16 protein-coding genes are annotated in these 18,203 nt (G+C 61.5%); all 16 read left to right on the plus strand.

Translation table 11 applies throughout. The features are described from left to right. The first annotated feature begins 63 nt into the window (after nucleotides 1-63). The 16 genes from U5O12_RS14025 to U5O12_RS14100 all read left to right on the plus strand — a co-directional run bounded on the left by U5O12_RS14025 (nucleotide 64) and on the right by U5O12_RS14100 (nucleotide 18,185). Nucleotides 64-1,098 (plus strand): branched-chain amino acid ABC transporter permease, encoded by a 1,035-nt coding sequence (locus tag U5O12_RS14025; protein ID WP_322579239.1) that lies wholly within the window; start codon nucleotides 64-66, stop codon nucleotides 1,096-1,098. A gap of 5 nt (nucleotides 1,099-1,103) precedes the next feature. After that, on the plus strand, nucleotides 1,104-2,402 hold the full coding sequence (locus U5O12_RS14030; protein WP_322579240.1) for a branched-chain amino acid ABC transporter permease: 1,299 nt from the start codon (nucleotides 1,104-1,106) through the stop codon (nucleotides 2,400-2,402). Then, entirely contained in the window at nucleotides 2,399-3,187 is a 789-nt protein-coding gene (locus U5O12_RS14035) for an ABC transporter ATP-binding protein (protein ID WP_322579241.1), read from the plus strand. The genes U5O12_RS14030 and U5O12_RS14035 overlap by 4 nt, the downstream gene beginning before the upstream one ends. Before the next feature lie 13 nt (nucleotides 3,188-3,200). Beyond that, nucleotides 3,201-3,896: an ABC transporter ATP-binding protein gene (locus tag U5O12_RS14040; RefSeq protein WP_322579284.1), complete on the plus strand. Its 696-nt coding sequence runs from the start codon at nucleotides 3,201-3,203 to the stop codon at nucleotides 3,894-3,896. Between the two features lie 126 nt (nucleotides 3,897-4,022). Continuing rightward, on the plus strand, nucleotides 4,023-6,122 hold the full coding sequence (locus U5O12_RS14045) for a 3-hydroxyacyl-CoA dehydrogenase NAD-binding domain-containing protein (RefSeq protein WP_322579242.1): 2,100 nt from the start codon (nucleotides 4,023-4,025) through the stop codon (nucleotides 6,120-6,122). A gap of 14 nt (nucleotides 6,123-6,136) precedes the next feature. Further along, a complete protein-coding gene (locus U5O12_RS14050; protein ID WP_322579243.1) occupies nucleotides 6,137-7,630 on the plus strand; it encodes a M20 family peptidase in 1,494 nt (497 codons plus the stop codon). A gap of 22 nt (nucleotides 7,631-7,652) precedes the next feature. After that, nucleotides 7,653-8,828, plus strand: coding sequence for an acetyl-CoA C-acyltransferase (locus U5O12_RS14055; RefSeq protein WP_322579244.1), 1,176 nt, complete (start codon nucleotides 7,653-7,655; stop codon nucleotides 8,826-8,828). Between the two features lie 154 nt (nucleotides 8,829-8,982). Beyond that, nucleotides 8,983-10,284, plus strand: a complete 1,302-nt coding sequence (gene creD, locus U5O12_RS14060; RefSeq protein WP_322579245.1) for a cell envelope integrity protein CreD — start codon at nucleotides 8,983-8,985, stop codon at nucleotides 10,282-10,284. Between the two features lie 48 nt (nucleotides 10,285-10,332). After that, a complete protein-coding gene (locus tag U5O12_RS14065) occupies nucleotides 10,333-12,180 on the plus strand; it encodes an acyl-CoA dehydrogenase (protein WP_322579246.1) in 1,848 nt (615 codons plus the stop codon). Continuing rightward, a complete protein-coding gene (locus U5O12_RS14070) occupies nucleotides 12,180-12,407 on the plus strand; it encodes a hypothetical protein (RefSeq protein WP_322579247.1) in 228 nt (75 codons plus the stop codon). Before U5O12_RS14065 ends, U5O12_RS14070 begins: the two co-directional genes overlap by 1 nt. Nucleotides 12,408-12,529: 122 nt before the next feature. Continuing rightward, the gene (locus U5O12_RS14075; protein ID WP_322579248.1) at nucleotides 12,530-13,321 is read left to right on the plus strand and encodes an SDR family oxidoreductase; all 792 of its coding nucleotides are present in this window, start codon (nucleotides 12,530-12,532) and stop codon (nucleotides 13,319-13,321) included. 123 nt (nucleotides 13,322-13,444) lie between these two features. Further along, the gene (locus tag U5O12_RS14080; RefSeq protein WP_322579249.1) at nucleotides 13,445-13,921 is read left to right on the plus strand and encodes a PaaI family thioesterase; all 477 of its coding nucleotides are present in this window, start codon (nucleotides 13,445-13,447) and stop codon (nucleotides 13,919-13,921) included. Nucleotides 13,922-14,002: 81 nt separating this feature from the next. Next, nucleotides 14,003-15,733, plus strand: coding sequence for an acyl-CoA dehydrogenase family protein (locus tag U5O12_RS14085; protein WP_322579250.1), 1,731 nt, complete (start codon nucleotides 14,003-14,005; stop codon nucleotides 15,731-15,733). Beyond that, nucleotides 15,730-16,686, plus strand: a complete 957-nt coding sequence (locus U5O12_RS14090) for a glutathione S-transferase family protein (protein WP_322579251.1) — start codon at nucleotides 15,730-15,732, stop codon at nucleotides 16,684-16,686. The genes U5O12_RS14085 and U5O12_RS14090 overlap by 4 nt, the downstream gene beginning before the upstream one ends. Before the next feature lie 294 nt (nucleotides 16,687-16,980). Continuing rightward, entirely contained in the window at nucleotides 16,981-17,250 is a 270-nt protein-coding gene (locus tag U5O12_RS14095) for a GNAT family N-acetyltransferase (protein ID WP_322579252.1), read from the plus strand. Nucleotides 17,251-17,276: 26 nt separating this feature from the next. Beyond that, nucleotides 17,277-18,185: an SDR family oxidoreductase gene (locus U5O12_RS14100; RefSeq protein WP_322579253.1), complete on the plus strand. Its 909-nt coding sequence runs from the start codon at nucleotides 17,277-17,279 to the stop codon at nucleotides 18,183-18,185. The last annotated feature ends 18 nt before the right edge of the window (nucleotides 18,186-18,203 follow it).

Genomic DNA, 18,203 nt, shown 5'->3' on the forward strand with positions numbered 1-18,203 from the left:
CGGTAGTCATGCGATCATCGCGTTCCCCAGATCCGGGGAAGGCGATGAAAGGGTGTTTGCCGGATGGAGTTTTTCATCATTTCCATGCTGAACGGCTTGAGCTACGGGCTCTTGCTCTTCATGCTCAGTGCCGGTTTGACGCTGATCCTCAGCATGATGGGTGTGCTCAACTTTGCGCATGCCAGTTTTTACATGGTGGGCGCGTACCTGGGCTACACCGTCTCTAATTGGGTTGGCTTCTGGCCTGCGCTGGTGCTTGCCCCCCTGGGCGTCGGTATCCTGGGCGCCGCTTTTGAGCGTCTGGCGCTGCGCAAGGTCCACAAGTTTGGCCATGTGCCAGAGCTGCTGGTTACCTTTGGCCTCTCCTACATCCTGCTGGAACTGGTGCAGCTCATCTGGGGTCGCACGGCTCTGGAGTTCAAGCCACCGGCCTCATTGCAGGGCCCTGCTTTCACATTGGTCAACCATGCGGTGGATGGTTTGCAACTGGTATGGGGCGCCGCGCCGGCCGGGATGTGCAACGTTGTGGATGCAGCCGTGCGTGTGGTTTGCTCGCCGTTCCCTATGACGCGTGGCTTCATGATGGTCATTGCGCTGCTGATGCTGCTGGCGCTATGGCTCATGCTCACGCGGACCCGCATCGGCCTGGTCATCCAGGCCGCGTTGACCCATCCCGAGATGGTGGAGTCCTTGGGTCACAACGTGCCCCGGGTGTTCATGCTGGTGTTTGGCGTGGGCACCGGCCTGGCGGGCCTGGCGGGGGTCATTGGTGGCAGCACCTTCGTGACCGAGCCCGCCATGGCCGCCACGGTGGGGTCGGTTATTTTTGTGGTGGTGGTGGTGGGCGGCATGGGGTCACTCTCTGGTGCCTTTCTGGCTTCGCTGCTCATCGGCGTGATCCAAACCTTTGCGGTGGCGTTTGACTACGCGCTGCTCGATGTGTTGCCGCATCTGGGCGTTCAGGTGGGTGACGCGCTGCGCAACAACTCGGTCGCCAAACTCACCATTGCCCAGGTTGCGCCTATCTTGCCCTACCTGTTTTTGGTCTTGATCCTGATATTCAGGCCCAAGGGATTGCTTGGCACGCGGGAGGGCTGAATCACATGCAAGCCGACACACGCCATCGCGCACTCCGTTCTCTCCCGCTGGGCCGCATCGCGGTCTGGGGACTTTTTGCCCTGCTGCTGCTGGTGTCACCCCGGGTGTTCACCAGCGGCCTGTCCATCACCATGCTATCGCAAATGGGCATCGCCATCATTGCCTGTCTGTCGTACAACATATTGCTGGGGCAGGGGGGCATGCTCAGCTTCGGGCATGCGGTCTATACCGGCCTGGGCTCGTACATGGCCATCCACGCCCTCAATGCGGTAGGTGCAGGCACTTGGCCCATTCCGGTGAGCGTGATACCTCTTGTGGGCGGCTTGGCCGGCATGGGCTTTGCCGCACTGCTGGGTTATGTCACCACCCGCAAATCGGGCACCACCTTTGCCATGATTACCCTGGGCATGGCAGAACTTGTTTTTGCCATGTCGCTGATGTTTTCCGAGTTCTTTGGCGGTGAGGCGGGGATTTCGGCCAACCGCGTGGTGGGGCAGCCCTTCTTCGGCATTAGCTTTGCGCCCGCGGTACAGGTCTACTACCTGATTGCCGCCTACACCTTTGTGGCGGTAGCTGCCATGTTTGCCTTCACCGGCACGCCGCTGGGCCGCATGCTCAACGCCGTGCGTGACAACCCCGAGCGGGTGGAGTTCATTGGCTACAACCCGCAGCGCATCCGCTACACGGCCTTCATCATTGCCGGCTTTTTTGCCGGATTATCGGGCGGCCTGGCGGCGCTGAACTTTGAAATCGTCACGGCTGAGGTGGTGGGGGCTGCGCGTTCTGGTGCCTATTTGCTGTTTACCTTTCTGGGCGGCGCCACCTTCTTTTTTGGGCCCATTTTGGGTGCCGTGCTCATGGTGTTGGCTTTTGTGTTGCTGAGTGAGTTCACCAAGGCCTGGTTGTTGTATCTGGGGCTGATCTTTTTGTTCATGGTGATGTACGCCCCTGGCGGACTTGCCAGCCTGATCATGATGAACCTGCGGGTGGCCACGTTCGGAAAGCTGGGGCGGCTGTGGGTCGGTTACCTGGGCCTGGCGGGTACCGCGCTGCTGGCACTGGCCGGTGCTGGCGCCATGGTCGAGATGGTTTACCACCAGCAGCTCAATGCGGCCTTGGGTTCGGAACTGCGCTTTTTGGGCGTCGCACTCAACGCAACCAGTATCAACAGCTGGGGCGGTTCGCTCCTGCTTTTGCTGACCGGCTCAACCTTGTTCGAGTTGGTGCGTCGCCAGTTCGGCCGTGACTGGAGCCAGATCCAGGATGAGATCGAACACGAGATTCAGCGGAGGGACGCAGCGTGAACGCAACCCCCCAGCCAACCCCGGCGCTGGAGCTGCGCGACCTGCGCAAGAGTTTCGGCAAATCGGAAATCATCCGAGGAGTCAACCTGACCGTGCAGGCTGGCGAGCGCGTTGCCATCATTGGACCGAATGGTGCTGGCAAATCCACATTGTTTAACTTGATCAGTGGGCGTTTTGGGGCCAGTAGCGGTGACGTGCTGTTGTTTGGCCAGCGCATCAACGACAAAAAGCCCTTCGAGATCAACCGCCTGGGCCTGTCACGCAGCTTCCAAATCACCAACATCTTCCCCAAGCTCAGCGTGTTTGAGAACCTGCGCTGTGGCGTACTTTGGAGCTTGGGCTACAAGTACACGTTCCTCAAATTTTTGGTGAACCTGCACGACGCCAACCAGCGTGCTGAAGAGCTGATGGCCATGATCAAGTTGGACAGGAAACGCGATGTGCTCGCCATGAACTTGACCTACGCCGAGCAGCGCGCGCTCGAAATAGGCGTGACCATCGGCGGCGGTGCCAATGTGATCCTGCTGGACGAGCCAACCGCTGGCATGAGCAAGAGCGAGACGGGGCGTTTCGTCGATCTGATCAAAGAGGTGACCGTGGGCAAGACCCTGCTGACCGTTGAGCATGACATGGGGGTGGTGTTTGGCCTGGCTGACAAAATTGCCGTGGTGGTGTATGGCGAGGTGATTGCGTTTGACACGCCTTCGGCCGTACGTGCCAATCCACGCGTACAGGAGGCCTACCTGGGGTCTGCCGTGGCCGACGCACAGGTGGGAGGACACTGAGATGGGTTCCGAGATGCTGAAGATCACGGACCTGCATGCCTATTACGGCAAGAGCCATGTGCTGCATGGGGTGAACATGGCGATAGGTGAGGGGGAAATTGTGGCTTTGCTGGGCCGCAACGGCTCGGGTCGCTCCACCACGGCTAAGGCCATCATGGGCCTGGTGGCGTGTGAGGGTTCGGTGCGGTGGCGCGGGCAGGAAACCCGCGGCAAGGAAGCGTTTGAAGTTGCCCACTTGGGGCTTGGGTATGTGCCTGAGAATCGCGATGTTTTTCCCAAACTCACGGTGCATCAGAACCTGCTGTTGGGCCAAAAGCGCAACAACAAGCAGGCGCGCTGGAGTTTTGACGACATGTACCGCATGTTCCCGCGCCTCAAGGAACGTGAACACACCGAGGCCGGAGTGCTCTCGGGTGGTGAGCAGCAAATGCTGACGCTGTGCCGCACGCTCATGGGCGACCCTGACCTCATCATCATCGACGAGCCGACCGAGGGCCTGGCGCCCAAGATCGTGGAGCTGGTGGCCGAGTACCTGCAATTGTTGCGCAACCGGGGCATCTCCGTGCTGTTGATTGAACAAAAGCTCACCATTGCGATGTCCATTTCCGACCGATGCTTGGTGATGGGGCACGGCAGCATCGTGTTTGATGGAACACCCCAGGCCTTGCGCGAAGACGCAGACACCCGCAAGGAATGGTTGGAAATCTAAGGGATAACCCTTGGTTTGTCCCACGAGGGACAAAGGCATTTGGAATGGAATCCAAAGCACCTACAATCCGAAAAAAAGAACGATCGTTCTATTTTCTCTGGCTCCACCTTTTCAAGGAATGAAAGCATGACTGCCCAGTACCAAGTCCACGGCGATATCGCCGTCATCACGCTGAACAACCCACCCGTCAACGGTTTGGGTTTGTCCACCCGCCAAGGCATCGCCGACGGCATGGCCCAAGCCAATGCCGACGCAGCGGTCAAAGCGATCGTGATCACAGGTGCTGGCAATGCCTTCTCGGGCGGGGCTGATATCAAAGAGTTCGGCAAACCAACCGCATTGCAAGAGCCCAATTTGATCAGCGTGATTGGTGTGCTGGAGGCGTCCAACAAGCCGGTAGTGGCTGCCATCCACACGGTGGCAATGGGTGGTGGGCTTGAGTTGGCTCTGGGCTGCCACTATCGCGTTGCCGCCCCCGGTACTAGCGTGGCGCTGCCTGAAGTGAAGCTGGGCCTGCTGCCCGGCGCCGGTGGCACGCAGCGCCTGCCGCGCGTGCTGGGTGTGGAGCCCGCACTGAACATGATTGTGAGCGGAGAAACCGTCAAAAGTGACTTGCTGGCCATGGCCCCTGGCCAAAAGCTGTTCGACAAGCTGTCAGCATCGGCAGAGAGCGTGCTGGAAGAGGCCATGGCCTTTGCGCGTGAAAAAGCCGACGTGCGCCCCTTGCCTCTGGTGCGCGACCTGAAATGCAAACACCCGCTGGGCGACGCCTATTTCCAGTTCGCGCGCAACATGGTCAAGGGCATGAGCAAAAACTTCCCTGCACCTGCCAAGTGTGTGGACGTGGTGGAAGCCGCCACCAAAAAGAAGTTTGACGAAGGTATGAAAGTTGAGCGCGAGGCGTTTATCAACCTCATGTTCACTGCCGAGAGCAAATCCCTGCGCCACCTGTTCCTTGCCGAGCGTGCAGCATCAAAAATAGCAGACGTGCCCGCCGATACTGCGCAACGCGCTATCAATTCGGTAGCGGTCATTGGCGCTGGCACCATGGGTGGCGGCATCGCCATGAACTTCCTGAACGCTGGCATACCCGTCAAGATGCTGGAAATGAAACAAGAAGCGCTGGACCGCGGCATCGCCACTATCCGCAAGAACTACGAAGCCCAGGTGGCCAAGAAGAAGCTCAAGCAAGACAAGTACGAGCAACGCATGAGCCTCCTGTCCACCACGTTGAGCTACGACGAGCTGGGCGGCGCGGACATGGTGATCGAAGCCGTATTTGAAGAAATTGGCGTTAAGGAAGCCGTATTCAAGGAACTGGATCGCGTCATGAAGCCCGGAGCCATTTTGGCCTCCAACACCTCCACGCTCGACGTGAACAAGATTGCCGCATTCACCCAGCGTCCTGAAGACGTGGTGGGCCTGCACTTCTTCAGCCCGGCCAACGTGATGAAGTTGCTGGAAGTGGTACGTGGCGCCAAGACCGCCAAGGACGTGATGGCCACCGTGATGTCTGTGGCTAAGAAGATCAAAAAGACTGCGGTGGTCTCGGGCGTGTGCGACGGCTTCATCGGCAACCGCATGATTGAGCAATACGGTCGCCAAGGCGGCTTCTTGCTGGACGAAGGCTGCACGCCTGAGCAGGTGGACAAGGCCATGGAGAAATTCGGCATGGCTATGGGCCCATTCCGCATGGGCGACTTGGCCGGCAACGACATTGGCTGGGCTATCCGCAAGCGCCGCTACACCGAACAACCCAACATGAAATACAGCAAGACCGCCGATTTGCTGTGCGAAAAAGGCCGCTTCGGCCAGAAAACCGGTGCTGGCTGGTACGACTACGTGCCCGGCAAACGCGATGCCATTCCCAATGCCGAGGTGGTGGCCATGATTGAAGAACACCGCAAGAGCCTGGGCATCACGCCACGCAAGATTTCGGACGAAGAAATCGTGCAGCGTCTGGTGTTCAGCCTGGTGAACGAAGCCGCGCATATTCTGGAGGAGGGCATTGCCGCCAAGGCCAGCGATATCGACATCGTGTACATCTTTGGCTATGGCTTCCCCGCACACCGCGGTGGCCCCATGAACTACGCCGACGAAGTAGGCTTGTTCAATGTAGTGCAAGCCATGCACCGCTTTGCCAAGAACCCCCTGGACGATGCCAAGTTCTGGCAACCCGCGCCACTGCTTGCCAAGCTGGCTGCTGAAGGCAAGACCTTCAACTGAGCGACAGCTGCACCATGGCCAAAAAAATAGCTTGGGGTGCACTGGCTTTGCTGCTGGGTTTGGTGGTCATTCTGGCTATCAACACCCTGCGCAAAGGTTCACGCCAGCTGGATGTACCGCCGGTGCCTGTGCTGGCGGTGGACGGCGAAGGTGTCGCCCAGCGCTTGGGTGAGGCGGTGCGCCTGCGCACCATCTCTTCGCGAGACGATGCCAATTTGAGCGCCGACCAGTTCAAGAAGCTACACGCATTGCTGCAAGCCAAGTTCCCCAAAACCCACGCTGCACTCAAACGCGAAGTGGTGGGTGAACTGAGCTTGCTCTACACATGGCCCGGCAGCAATCCGGATCTGCAGCCCATGCTGCTGATGGCGCACCAGGACGTGGTGCCCATCGCACCGGGTACAGAGAAGAGCTGGAGTACCGTGCCCTTCAGTGGCGAGGTGAAAGACGGTTTTGTCTGGGGCCGTGGCGCGTGGGACGACAAGGGCAACCTGATGGCCCAGCTCGAGGCCATCGAATTGCTGGTGGCAAGTGGCCACCAGCCCGAGCGCACGGTGTACCTTGCCTTTGGTGCCGACGAAGAGGTGGGGGGCCACCGCGGTGCCGCTAAGATCGCCGCGCTGCTCAAAGAACGCAAGGTGCGCCTGGACTTTGTTATTGACGAGGGCCTGCTCATCACCGAAGGCATCATGCCCGGCCTCACGGCTCCCACCGCGCTCATTGGCGTAGCGGAAAAAGGCTACCTCTCGGTGGTCCTCAAGATGTCGGCGACACCCGGGCACTCTTCCATGCCGCCACCCAAAGGCACCAGCGCCATTGCCATGATGAGTGCCGCCCTCAAGCGTATTGATGACGAGCAATTGCCAGGCGGCATTCGCGGTGTAGCGGGGGAAATGTTTGCCACCATTGCGCCAGAGATGGGGGGCTTTTCGCGTGTGGCGCTGTCCAACCTGTGGCTGTTCGGTCCGGTGGTGCAAAAGCAGTTGGAGGGCGGTGCCAGCACCAACGCCATGCTGCGCACGACCACCGCACTCACCATCACCAGCGCGGGCAACAAAGAAAATGTGTTGCCCGGCCAGGCCGAAGCCACGGTGAACTTCCGCCTGCTGCCCGGCGATACCAAAGACCAAGTAGTGGAGCGCACCCGTGCGTTGGTGGCCGATGCCACCAAGACCGACAAGTTTGAATTGTTTGCCTTGCCCGGTGGCGCCGAGGCCTCCAAGGTCACACCCACCGACTCTGCACAGTACGCGCTCCTCAATCGCACCATTCGCGAAGTGTTTCCTGGCACCTTGGTGGCACCGGGTTTGATGATTGGCGCCACCGACTCCATCCACTTTGGCGAAATCAGTGAGCACATCTTCAAGTTCTCGCCCGTGCGCGCTGGGCCGCAAGACTTGCCCCGTTTCCATGGAACCAATGAACGCATCGCCATCAGCAACTATGTGGAGCTGATCCGCTTTTACCACCGCCTTTTGACGCAAGGTGCCAAGGCACCCCAACCCTGACCCCATTTAGGAGAGCTCGACCATGACATCAGCAGTTATCGTTTCCACCGCACGCACCCCTCTGGCCAAGAGCTGGAAGGGATCTTTCAACATGACGCACGGCGCGACCCTGGGCGGCCACGCCGTGGAGCACGCTATTTCCAGAGCTGGCATTGAAGCCGCCGAGGTGGACGACGTCATCATGGGCTGCGCCACGCCAGAAGGTGCCACCGGCGCCAACATCGCGCGCCAAATCGCCCTGCGCGCGGGTTGCCCCGTCACCGTGTCGGGCATGACCATCAACCGCTTTTGCTCCTCGGGCCTGCAAACCATTGCCACCGCCGCCCAGCGCATCATCGCCAACGAAGGCGACATCTATGTGGCTGGTGGTGTGGAGGCCATCTCGTGCGTGCAGCAAGAGATGAACATCCACATGCTCAACGACCCGTGGCTGGGCAAGAACAAGCCCGAGATTTACTGGAACATGCTGCAAACGGCAGAGAACGTGGCCAAGCGCTACAACATCAGCCGCGAAGCCATGGACGAGTACGGTGCCGCCAGCCAGCAAAAGGCTACCGCGGCGCTTGCTGCAGGCCTGTTCAAAGACGAAATTGCCCCCATCACCATCACCATGGGCGTGGCCGACAAGGTCATGGGCTTGATGAGCAAACAAGTCACCGTCAGCGATGACGAAGGCATCCGCGCCGGTACCACCCAAGAAGGCATCAGCGGCTTGCGCTCTGCAGTGCCTGGCGGCCTGATCACCGCCGGCAACGCCAGCCAGTTTTCCGACGGCGGGGGTGCCGTGGTCGTGATGCACGAAAAGCTGGCGGAGCAAAAGGGCCTGAAACCGCTGGGCCGGTTCCTGGGCTTTGCGGTCGCGGGTTGCGAACCTGACGAAATGGGCATTGGCCCCGTGTTCGCCATCCCCAAGGTGCTCAAGCGTCTGGGCCTGGGCATCAATGACATTGACCTGTGGGAGTTGAACGAAGCCTTTGCCGTGCAAGTGATCTACTGCCGCGACAAGCTGGGCATTCCCGCCGACAAGCTGAACGTGAACGGCGGCGCCATTGCCGTGGGTCACCCTTACGGTGTGTCGGGCCAACGCCTCACTGGCCACGCCCTCATCGAAGGCAAACGCCGCGGCGCAAAGCGCGTTTGCGTGACCATGTGTATTGGCGGGGGCATGGGCGCTGCGGGCGTGTTTGAAGTGCTGTAAACACGACGCAGCATTTGCCATGCCAAAGGCCACCGGAGAAGGTGGCCTTTTTTATTCCGCTTCACACAGACTTCATGGTGGTTGCACGCCGCCATCACATTGGCATCGCCGTGGCTTCAGACACTTCCAGCTCATGCAACAACAAGGAGCTGGAATGAAGAACGCATTGCTTTTGAAATGCGCCATGGTCGCAGTACTGGGGCTTGTACTCTGGGTTCCGCTGATGATGATCGAGAACACCATCCAGGAGCGCACCAGCTACCGCGAGGAGGCCGTGCAGGCCATTGCTGCCAGTTCCGCCGGCGAACAGAAGCTGTGGGGTCCGGTGCTGACCATCACCGTGGACGAGGAGTTTGACGAAACCGTGAGCGGCTGGACCAAGGCCGGCACCGTGGCAGGCACCACCCGCAAAACGCGCAAACACACGCTGCAAGTGACACCGTCGGCGGTCGATTTGAAAGGCCATATGGAGGTAGAGCGGCGCAAGCTGGGCTTGTTCAGCACCCCTGTGTTTGAGCTCAACGCCACTCTCAGCGGCCACTACGTGGCTCCCACGGCCAAAGACTTGCCGGGCCTGGGAACCAATGCCCGGCTCAAGTGGGGTGCCCCGGTGTTGACGGTGGGCATAGGCGATACGCGTGGCATTGCTGGTGCACCCGTGGTCACGTTGGCAGGGAGTACCTTGGCGATCGAGGGCGGTAGTGAGGTGAAAGACTTTGGCAGCGGTTTTCACGGTGTCGCTGCCGATGTGCACCTGGACGGCAGTGCCAAGACCTTGCCATTCGCCATGACGGTGCGCTTGGTGGGTACCAGCGCCTTCGGCTTTGTTCCGGTGGGTGAGGTGGTGACCGCCAACCTGAGCAGCAACTGGCCGCACCCCAGCTTTGGGGGCGACTTTTTGCCACGCACCCGGTCTGTGCAGAACACAGGGTTCAATGCCCAGTGGGGCACCACAGCGCTTGCGTCCAACGGCGGTTCCACAGCCCAAGGCTTTCAGGTCCGCCTGATTGAACCGGTGGATGTGTACCAACAAGCCACACGCTCGGTGAAATATGGTTTCCTGTTCATCGCCCTGAGTTTTGCTGCCTTCTTTGTGTTCGAGCAGCTCAAGAACCTGCGCATCCACCCCATCCAGTACCTGCTGGTCGGTCTGGCCCAAGCAGTGTTCTTTCTGCTGCTCACCAGTTTGTCAGAGCACATGGCTTTTGCCGTGGCCTACGGCGTGTCCGCTACCGCGTCGGTAGTCTTGGTCGGTGTGTACCTGGCCTCTGTGCTGCGTGGTGCTGCACGGGCTGTGGGCTTCAGCACCGCCATGGGCACGCTCTACGCGGCCTTATTCGGCATCCTGCAGTCGGAACAGAACGCGCTGTTGCTGGGCTCGGTGTTGATGTTCTTGCTGCTGGCTGCAGTGATGCTGGGGACACGGAAGGTGGATTGGTATGGGCAGGTCACCTAGTGGACACCGGAAGCTAGCCAGTCACCAACATTGCAGGAAAATCTCTCCATGACACTTCGCACCACCATCGACTTCCTCCTCAACGACTGGCTCGACACTGCGGCTTTGACCGAACGTGAGCGCTTTGCCGACCACAGCACCGAGACCTTTGGCGCGGTGCTCGACACCTGCGAGCGCATTGCGCGCGAGAAGTACGCACCGTTCAACCGGCTGGCGGATGTGGAAGAGCCGCGCACGGTGACGGAGCCGGACGGCAGCCTGCGGGTGGTGTTGCCGCAGGCCACGCACGAAGCGCAAAAGGCCTATGCCGAGTCCGGCATGCTGTCGGCGGCGCAAGACTACGAGATGGGTGGCATGCAGCTGCCCTATAGCGTAGAGGCGGCGGCCAATGCGTTCTTTGCTTGCGCCTCGGTGAGCATTGGTACCGGCTTGCTGACCACGGGAAATGCCAACCTGCTGATGGTGCATGGCACGGACCTGCAAAAAGAGGTGTTTGCCAAGAACGAGTTTTCCGGCCGATGGTCGGGCACCATGTGCCTGAGTGAGCCGCAAGCGGGTTCTTCCTTGAGCGATGTGGCCACCAAAGCGGTGCCTGATGGCGCGGACTTTGCGAGCGACCCGCTGGGCCCGCGCTACCGCCTCAAGGGCAACAAGATGTGGATCTCGTGGGGCGAACACGAGATCAACGAGAACATCATCCACCTGGTGCTGGCCAAGATTCCCGATGCCGACGGCAAGCTGGTGCCCGGCACGCGTGGCATCTCGCTATTCATCGTGCCCAAGAAGATGGTGAACACCCAGGGCGAGCTGACTGGCGTGCGCAACGACGTGGCGCTGGCCGGCCTGAACCACAAGCTGGGCTGGCGCGGCACGACCAACACCCTGCTGAACTTTGGCGAAGGCAAGTTCCCGGTGGATGGCCAGGCCGGTGCCGTGGGCTATCTGGTCGGCCAGCCCGGCAAAGGCCTGGCCTGCATGTTCCACATGATGAACGAGGCCCGCATTGGCGTGGGCATGGCCGCCACCATGCTGGGCATGGCAGGCTATTACGCATCATTGGACTACGCCAAGAACCGCCCCCAAGGCCGCCCTGTCACCGGCGCCGGCAAGGACGCCGCCGCACCGCAGACCCGCATCATTGAACACGCAGATGTGAAGCGCATGCTGCTGGCGCAAAAGGCCTATGCCGAAGGCGCGCTGGCGCTGGAGCTTTACTGCGCGCGGCTGGTGGACGAGCACCACACGGCCGGCGGCGCTGCGGCGGAAGAAGCCCGCCTGTTGCTGGAAGTGTTGACGCCCATTGCCAAGAGCTGGCCCAGCGAATGGTGTCTGGAGGCCAACAGCCTGGCGATCCAGGTGCATGGCGGCTACGGCTACACACGCGATTTTCCGGTGGAGCAGTACTGGCGAGACAACCGCCTGAACATGATCCATGAAGGCACGCACGGCATCCAAGGCATGGACTTGCTGGGCCGCAAGGTGCTGATGGAGGAGGGCAAGGGCTTGCAGCTGCTAGCTCACCGCATGCAGGCCACCATCCACCGCACCAGCGGGATTCCGGCGCTGGCAGGCCACGCCAAGGCGCTGGGCCGCGCGCTGCAAGACGTGAGCAGCGCCACCCAGCAAGCCTGGGCCACCGGCGTACCAGGTGAAGCGCTGGCCAATGCCGTGCCCTATATGCAGGCCTTTGGCCACACGGTGCTGGCCTGGATCTGGCTGGACGTGGCCGCCTGCGCGCTGGACAACGACCCGCAGCAGGCCGAACTCAGCACCCAGGGGCGAGTGGGCTGCGCGCGTTTCTTCTTCCATTATGAGCTGCCAAAAATCGGCGCCTGGCTGGGTGTGGTGCAATCACGGGATCTGACCTGTGCATCATTTCCTGAAGGAGCTTTCTGATGGCATTTTTTAAGAAGTACAACGGCACCACCAACACCAAGCTGCTGCGGGTGGAGCGCACGATTTGGGTGCTGATTTATGGCGGCCTGCTGTCCATTGTGCTGGGCACCTTCATCGACCAGCAAGAAGCCCAAGACGCTGAGCTGTTTTACCAACTCGGCGGTTTGGCAGTGGTGGCCGGGGTAGTGCTGATTTATGTGCGTTCGCGCCTGCGCGAAGAGGACTGAGCGAAGCGCATATCGCGCTGGAGACATGGCTGTGGCGCGGTGAAACGGACAATCGTTTCTGCCGGGCTGCGCCTCAGGGTGTGGCCCCATTTTTTTTCTCCATTCCAACAAGGTAGACACGCATGACACGCACCATCCAGACATTGTTTGACCTGACCGGCAAGACCGCGCTGATCACCGGCGGCTCCCGCGGCTTGGGCCTGCAAATGGCCCACGCCTTGGGTGAAGCCGGTGCCAAGGTGATGATCAGCTCGCGCAAGGCCGAAGACCTGGAGAAGGCCTGTGCCGAGCTGCAGGCTGCTGGCATTGATGCGCGCTGGATTGCGGCCGACTGCGCCAAGGACAGTGAAATCACCCGCCTGGCCGAAGAAACCTTGCACCGCATGGGTGATGTGGACATTCTGGTCAACAACGCCGGAGCCTCCTGGGGCGCCCCGGCCGAAGATCACCCCACTGAGGCTTGGGACAAGGTGATGAACCTCAACGTGCGCGGCTACTTTTTGCTGAGCCAAATCATCGCCAAGAAAAGCATGATCCCGCGCAAAACAGGCCGCATCATCAACATTGCGTCCATTGCCGGCCTGAACGGCAACCCCGAAGGCATGATGACCATTGCCTACAACACCTCCAAAGGCGCGGTCGTCAACTTCACGCGCACCCTGGGCGCCGAATGGGGCAAGTACAACATCACTGTCAACGCCATCTGCCCCGGCTTTTTCCCCAGCAAGATGACCTACGGCCTGCTCAAGACCATGGGGGAAGACAAGCTGGCTGCGGGCGCACCGCTCAAGCGCCTGGGCGATGACGAGGACCTGAAGGGCCTGGTGGTGCTGTACGCCTCCGATGCCGGCAAACACATCACTGGCCAGTGGCTGGCAGTGGACGGTGGCGTGTCGGTCGTTACAGGTGGCTAGGAAAATGGCCCCCACGCTCCGCCGCTACGCGGGTCGCTGCCCCCCAAGGGGGCCTTCGCGCCTTGGGGCGGCCCGGCGGCGCTCAACGATGGTCCTCACGCTTGCCACTGCGTGCGCTGCGCTATGAGCACGACGTGGGAGCAGGCCGTGGGCTTTGGCGTCGAGATTCCTTTTGTCACGCACCTGGGGTTTGATCTCACGCTGTTTGCCGATGGGCGCTCCGAGATTCGGTACGCGCCCAAGGCCGAGCACCTCAACTCCTTTAACGTGACCCACGGCGGTGCCCTGATGACGCTGCTGGACGTGACCATGGCCACGGCCGCTCGCAGCGTGGCGCCTGAAATGGGGGTGGTCACCATCGAGATGAAAACCAGCTTTATGCAGCCCGCGGTGCCCAGTGCCGAAGGGCCGCTGGTGGCCAAGGGCGAGCTGATGCATCGCACGGCCACCATGGCTTTCACCCAAGCCACAGTGTTTGACGCGGCAGGCAAACCCTGCGCCCACGCCACGGGCACCTTCAAATATGTGAAGCGCTTGGCCACGGGTAGCCGGACGGTGAATGCACTGAATACCCAACCCGGCACACTGTCAACCGACTAAATACTCATAAAAACAGGCGTTATAGCCCGTGGAATATGCGCGAGCAGCTATCAAAAGAATAGCGTTTTACAGGAGCAAGGCATGAGCACCACAACACTGCAGTACCTCAGCACCCACACGGTGCTCAACCAGGCCACGCCGCTGGTGGACCACAACCTCCTTGCCGGCAACCAGGCCCTGCAAAGCGCGCTCAAGTTCAACGCCCCCAACCTGGACACCGCCAGCCTGCACGCCCTGGGCGCCCAGATGGGCAGCACCGAAATACAGACCCATGCGCGCCTGGCCAATGTGTACACCCCAGTGTTGCACAGCCATGACCGCATGGGCCAACGCGTGGACCAAGTCGAATTCCACCCCAGTTACCACGCGCTGATGACCGCCGCCGCCCAGGCCGGCTTGCACGGCAGTGCATGGGCCCCCACGCTCGGCACTGGCATGTCCTCGCTGCCCCCCGAGGGGGCCCTCGCGCCTTGGGGCGGCCCGTCGGCGCTCAAGTCCTCTTTTGGACATGCCCGCCGCGCGGCCGCCTTCATGCTGTTCACCGAGGCCGAGCCCTCCATCCTGTGCCCCATCTCCATGACCTACGCCGTCATGGCGGCACTGCCGGGCAATGCGGCCATCTTCAAGGACTGGGCGCCGGGCCTCACAGCGCGGGCCTACGATCCCGCATTCAAGCCCTTTGGCAAAAAGGCGGGGCTGACCATGGGCATGGGCATGACGGAGAAGCAGGGCGGCTCCGACGTGCGGGCCAACACCACCCAGGCCTTTCCCGACGGGCAGGATGTCTGGGGCCAGCGCTACACCCTGGTGGGCCACAAATGGTTTTTCTCGGCCCCCATGTGCGACGCCTTTCTGGTGCTGGCGCAAACGCCGGCAGGGCTCTCGTGCTTCTTCATTCCGCGCATCCTGCCCGACGGCAGCACCAACGCCATCCGCATCCAGCGCCTGAAAGACAAGCTGGGCAACAAGGCCAACGCTAGCTCCGAGGTGGAATTTCTCAACGCCACTGCATGGCTGGTGGGCGAAGAGGGCCGCGGCGTGCCGCAGATCCTGGAAATGGGCACCATGACGCGGCTGGACTGCGCCCTGGGCACCAGCGGGCTGATGCGCCAGGCGCTGAGCATTGCGCTGCACCACACGGCGCAGCGCCAGGCCTTTGGCAAGCGCCTGATCGAGCAGCCGCTGATGCGCAATGTGCTGGCCGACCTTGCTATCGAAAGCGAAGCTGCTTGCGCTCTGTCCATGAGGCTCGCACGCTCGTTTGACCACAAAGATGACGCTCACGAGCTGCTTATGGGACGCCTGCTCACACCGATTGCCAAGTTCTGGATCTGCAAGCGCGGCGCTGCTTTTGCGCAAGAAGCCATGGAATGCCTGGGCGGCAACGGCTATGTGGAGGAGGGCGGCGAAGGCACCATGGCCCGCATCTACCGTGAGATGCCGCTCAACTCCATCTGGGAAGGCGCCGGCAACATCATGGCGCTGGACCTGCTGCGCGCGCTGCGCAAGGGCGATGTGGCCGCTGCGCTGGTGCGCGAGCTGGCGCCAGCCCAAGGCGCGCACCTCGCGCTGGACCGCCTGGCTGCCGCACTGCCCAGCCGCGTGGAACTGATGGCCAATGAAATGGAGGCGCGCCGCCTGGCGCAAGATGTGGCGCTGGCCGTGCAGGCCGCGCTGTTGTACCAGTCCGCACCGTCTGCCGTGTTCAGTGCGTTTTGTGATTCCCGCCTGGCGGGCAACTGGGGCCACACCTTCGGCACCCTGGGCGCCGCCACCGACTTTGACAGCATTATTGAAAGGGCCATGCCATGAGCAGCCACGCCGACCTCATCCTCCACCATTACCCCACCTCGCCTTTCTCCGAGAAAGTGCGCCTGGTGCTGGGCTACAAGCAGCTGGCTTGGAAGTCCGTCATCATCCCCGCCATCCTGCCCAAGCCGGACGTGGTGGCGCTGACGGGCGGCTACCGCAAGACGCCGTTCTTGCAAATCGGCAACGACATCTACTGCGATAGCGCGCTGATCTGCGATGTGTTGGAGCACATCCAGCCCACACCTACGCTCTACCCCGAAAGCCACAAGGGTGTGGCCCGTGTGCTGGCGCAGTGGGCTGACACCACGCTGTTCTGGGCCGCCATGGCGTACAACCTGCAGCCCAAAGGCGCGGCCAGCATGTTCGAGGGCGCGCCGCCTGAGGCCGCCAAGGCCTTTGGCGCCGACCGCGCCGCCATGTCCGCAGGCATGACACGCCTGCGCCCGGCTGATGCCACGGCCGCCTACAAGAGCTACTTGCGCCGCCTGGCCAATATGTTGGAGGGGCAAGACTTTTTGCTGGGCAGCACGCCCTGCGTGGCGGACTTTGCGGCCTACCACCCGCTGTGGTTCACCGCCAAGCGCGTGCCGGTGATGGCCGACATCCTGAACGCCACGCCCGCGGTACTGGCCTGGATGGCACGCATGGCGGCCATGGGCCATGGCCAGATGCAGAAATACTCTGCTACAGAAGCGATAGCTGCTTGCGCAGCATCCACGGGGGCTAACGCCCCATTTGCCCATGATTCCGATACCACCTTCCAGGACGAACATGGCATTCCCCTGGGCAGCGAGGTAACCATTGCAGCCGAAACGTTCGGCCAGGAGCCCACGCCCGGCACGCTGATTGCGGCCACCCGCACCCGTTTCACGCTGCAGCGCACCGACGAGCGCGCGGGTACTGTGCGCGTGCACTTCCCACGCATCGGCTACGTGCTCAAGGCTGCCGCATGAGTGAAGGCTTGCAATGGCAGTGGCTGCGTTTTGACCAGCTGAGCCGCGAACAGTTGTACGAACTGCTGCGCCTGCGCAGCGAGGTGTTTGTGGTGGAGCAAAACTGCGTGTTTCAGGACATGGATGGTCTGGATGACCAAGCTATGCACTTGCTGGGATTTCGGGCGTCAGCGGACTCTGCTTCGTGTCCCCCGCCCGCGTTGCGGGCTCCGCCTTGTACGGACGCAGAATCCACTGCCACCCGAACTCCCTGGCATCCGTGTGGGCGAGAGTGGGCCGCCGTTGGTTGCTTATGTGCGCTGTTTTCCGGCGGGCGTGACGTTCGACGAGGCCAGCATTGGCCGGGTGGTCACGCGCCAAAGCGCACGTGGTGGTGGTCTGGGCCATGTGCTGATGGCCGAGGCGATTCGCGCGCTGCAGCAGCAGTGGGGCCCACAGGCCATTCGCATTGGCGCGCAGGCGCACCTGAAAAGCTTTTACGAGCGCCATGGCTTTGCTGATGTGGGCAAGCCCTATGTGGAAGACGGTATCGCCCACATTGAGATGGTCCGCCAGCGAGGCTAACCCCACAACAACTTGGAGACACCCCTGTGATCACTGATTTCAAAGGCAAAACCGCCGTTCTCACTGGCGCCGGCTCGGGCTTTGGCCTGGAGTGCGCGCGCCTGGGCGCCAAGCTGGGCATGAACCTGGTGCTGGCCGACGTGCAGCAAGACGCGTTGGACAAGGCGGCAGCAGAGCTGCAGGCTGCAGGCGCTCCCGTGCTGGCCATGAAGGTGGATGTATCCCAAGCCGCGCAAGTGGAGGCGCTGGGTGCGGCCACCCTGGCCCGCTTTGGCGCGCCGCACTTTGTGTTCAACAACGCGGGAGTGGGGGCCGGGGGGCTGATTTGGGAAAACACCGCCCAAGACTGGGACTGGGTGCTGGGCGTCAACGTGATGGGCGTGGCCCACGGCGTGCGTGTGTTCACGCCGATGATGCTGGAAGCCGCGGCCAAAGACTCTGCCTGGACGGGCCACATCGTCAACACCGCCAGCATGGCCGGCCTGCTGAACGCGCCCAACATGGGCATTTACAACGTGAGCAAACACGCGGTGGTGGCCTTGAGCGAAACCTTGTACCAGGACCTGGCGCTGGTGACCGACCAGATCAGTGCCAGTGTGTTGTGTCCGTTTTTTGTGCCCACTGGCATCAGCCAGAGCCAACGCAACCGTCCGAATGCGGGTGAAACAGCCGCCAAACCCACTCGCAGCCAGCTCATCGGCCAGGCCATGACCGACAAGGCCGTGGGCAGCGGCAAAGTGACCGCGGCCGAGGTGGCGCAAAAGGTGTTCGACGCCATCTCGGCAGGGCAGTTCTACATCTACAGCCACCCCAAGGCCATTGGCTCGGTGCAAACGCGGCTGGAAGACGTACTCATGGCGCGCAACCCCACCGATCCGTTTGCGCACAAGCCGGAGCTGGGCGTGGAGCTCAAAAAGGCGCTCCGCAGCGGATAAAAAGGGCCTGGCTGCGGG

The sequence above is a fragment of the Rhodoferax sp. genome (genome assembly GCF_034519335.1).
Lineage (GTDB): Bacteria > Pseudomonadota > Gammaproteobacteria > Burkholderiales > Burkholderiaceae_C > Allorhodoferax.

Excerpts from the sequence above, each read along its gene's own strand:
- U5O12_RS14085 (WP_322579250.1), top strand. The coding sequence starts at position 14,003 with ATGAGCACCACAACACTGCAGTACCTCAGCACCCACACGGTGCTCAAC.
- U5O12_RS14080 (WP_322579249.1), top strand. The coding sequence starts at position 13,445 with ATGAGCACGACGTGGGAGCAGGCCGTGGGCTTTGGCGTCGAGATTCCT.
- U5O12_RS14065 (WP_322579246.1), top strand. The coding sequence starts at position 10,333 with ATGACACTTCGCACCACCATCGACTTCCTCCTCAACGACTGGCTCGAC.
- U5O12_RS14030 (WP_322579240.1), top strand. The coding sequence starts at position 1,104 with ATGCAAGCCGACACACGCCATCGCGCACTCCGTTCTCTCCCGCTGGGC.
- U5O12_RS14055 (WP_322579244.1), top strand. The coding sequence starts at position 7,653 with ATGACATCAGCAGTTATCGTTTCCACCGCACGCACCCCTCTGGCCAAG.
- U5O12_RS14090 (WP_322579251.1), top strand. The coding sequence starts at position 15,730 with ATGAGCAGCCACGCCGACCTCATCCTCCACCATTACCCCACCTCGCCT.
- U5O12_RS14050 (WP_322579243.1), top strand. The coding sequence starts at position 6,137 with ATGGCCAAAAAAATAGCTTGGGGTGCACTGGCTTTGCTGCTGGGTTTG.
- creD (WP_322579245.1), top strand. The coding sequence starts at position 8,983 with ATGAAGAACGCATTGCTTTTGAAATGCGCCATGGTCGCAGTACTGGGG.
- U5O12_RS14045 (WP_322579242.1), top strand. The coding sequence starts at position 4,023 with ATGACTGCCCAGTACCAAGTCCACGGCGATATCGCCGTCATCACGCTG.
- U5O12_RS14075 (WP_322579248.1), top strand. The coding sequence starts at position 12,530 with ATGACACGCACCATCCAGACATTGTTTGACCTGACCGGCAAGACCGCG.
- U5O12_RS14040 (WP_322579284.1), top strand. The coding sequence starts at position 3,201 with ATGCTGAAGATCACGGACCTGCATGCCTATTACGGCAAGAGCCATGTG.
- U5O12_RS14025 (WP_322579239.1), top strand. The coding sequence starts at position 64 with ATGGAGTTTTTCATCATTTCCATGCTGAACGGCTTGAGCTACGGGCTC.
- U5O12_RS14070 (WP_322579247.1), top strand. The coding sequence starts at position 12,180 with ATGGCATTTTTTAAGAAGTACAACGGCACCACCAACACCAAGCTGCTG.